Annotated in this window: 2 protein-coding genes; both read left to right on the top strand. The window is 66.5% G+C overall.

Annotated elements, in window-relative coordinates; all coding sequences use genetic code 11:
- Positions 1 to 808: AHH domain-containing protein (locus K8556_RS38740; RefSeq protein ID WP_223745162.1), on the top strand; the 808-nt coding region annotated here is incomplete at its 5' end.
- The gene (locus tag K8556_RS38735) at positions 805 to 1452 is read left to right on the top strand and encodes a hypothetical protein (RefSeq protein ID WP_223745161.1); all 648 of its coding nucleotides are present in this window, start codon (positions 805 to 807) and stop codon (positions 1450 to 1452) included. The genes K8556_RS38740 and K8556_RS38735, both read left to right, overlap by 4 nt.
- The last annotated feature ends 395 nt before the right edge of the window (positions 1453 to 1847 follow it).

Raw genomic sequence — 1847 nt, 5'->3', positions numbered from 1 at the left:
CGCCGAGTTGGAGAAGCTGCTGGAGAAGCTCCCCAACTGGGACAAGCTCAAGGACTTCGTCGGACGCCGCATCCCGCCGGAGGGGACGCCAGAGTTCAACGCCTTCAAGCGGGAGTTCCAGGCCGCGGGCTACCGCCTGGAGAAGTTGAGCTCGGACTCCCAACCCTTCCGGCTGCGCCGTCCGGACGGAAGGGCGCTGGGAGACGAGTATGGGGCGCTCACGGTGACCCAGGACGGGCTGGTGGTGCTCAAGGCCGGCAAGGGCACGCCCCGCCTCAGCATCTTCACCCGCTACCGGAAGAACTACCTGGACTGGGTGGAGACGACCCAGGGCCCGGCGGCGCGGGCGGCGGCGGAGGTCCGGCTCTCCGCCGGCCATCCCATGCACCATCTCATCCCTGACGCGGTCGCCCAGAGCCACCCGCTGCTCCGCACGGCCATGGAGCGGCTCAAGGGCTACACGATTGACCGGGGGTCGAACATCCTCGATATGCACTCCGGGCTCAACGTGGAGGGCCGGCTCATCCACTCGGGCAGCCACCCGCGCTACAGCGAGTTCGTGGAGACCCGGCTTGACCTCGCCTGGGACAGGCTGAGCGCGAAGGGCCCTCCCTCCAACTGGACGCCCAAGGCCATTGAGGAGGCCCTCCTCAAGGTCGAGAACGAGCTTCGCCAGGCCATCCAATCCGGGAACCTGAAGGAGCCGGTCATCAAGGTGATCCAGGAGCAACGCGGCGGTAGGGTGCTCACGGGGAAGAAGCTGGCCTTGCTGGAGCTGTCCTCCCACAGGGAGTCACACACCACATGATGTATGCATTGACGGCGGATGCCTCCCACATCGAGGAGGAAGGAGTCCATGACGCCAGGATCATCGAGTTCGACGGCTTTGAGTGCGCGACGTTCCGCGATCCCGGCATTGACTATCAGCGCCAGCAGGGCGCGCCCGAGGTCATCGAGTTCGTCGGCAACCTGGAGAACGTCGCTTGGCTCGACCACCTGTTCACCGCGCCCCGGGGGTGGTTGCTGATCTCCCGGCGCATGGTGCGCGTGCTTGAGGGAGTGGGCCCGTTCCGCCACCGCCTCATCCCCACCGTCATCTACTCGGAACGTATCAAGCACCTCGTGCAAGGCGGGTACCCTCGGAGGCGGACCTGGCATTCGGTGACGGACCCGGCGCTGAAGAACGAGGACTTCGTCATCCTCCAGTTGCTGGAGCGGACCGACTGCCTCGACCGGGAGCACACCCTCGTGAAGGGCGTGCCCTTCCACCAGTGCGGCGAAGAACTCCTGGGCCAGGAGGACGCAGAGCCACTCGTGCTCCGCCCTCCGCCGGGAGGCTTCCCTCCCGTGTTCTCCGTCCCCGAACTGCTCTACTACTGCTACACCGAAGAGGCACGGCAGGCGTGTGAGCAGGCGGGATTGAAAGGGCTGTGGTGGCGTCCCCAGCCTTGAGCCCGGGAACGGCCCTGGACAAGGCGCCCAGGTCTTTCACATACACGATATCCCTTCGCGCTCACCGCATCGGCGGGGCTCAAGCGTGCGATTGACGGGCCCACGAAGCGCACCCTGAGTGAGGAGCGCTCCACGGGCCAGCGGGCCTGAAGTGCCTCTCTTGGCGATGGCCGTCCCTGATCGGCCGCTGCGACAGCGCGCTTCCGGCTGCGGTCCGTTGAAGTTGTCACGTCCCAGGGTCAGGATGCCGCGCTTCCTGAGCTTGAGGGCGTCATGAAGCTGGCCGGAGCCGTCACGCTGGTGCTGCTGCTCGCGACAGGGTGCGCGACCCGCCGCGTTGTCCATATCGATACCGGGAACGGACCCCGGGTCGTCCACGAGCCGGTGGAGGTTGC

Origin of the sequence: Corallococcus sp. AS-1-12 (genome assembly GCF_020036995.1) — a bacterium.
Taxonomy (GTDB): domain Bacteria; phylum Myxococcota; class Myxococcia; order Myxococcales; family Myxococcaceae; genus Corallococcus.
The sequence above is the reverse complement of the archived record's forward strand: the minus strand, read 5'-3'. Positions and strand labels throughout refer to the sequence as shown.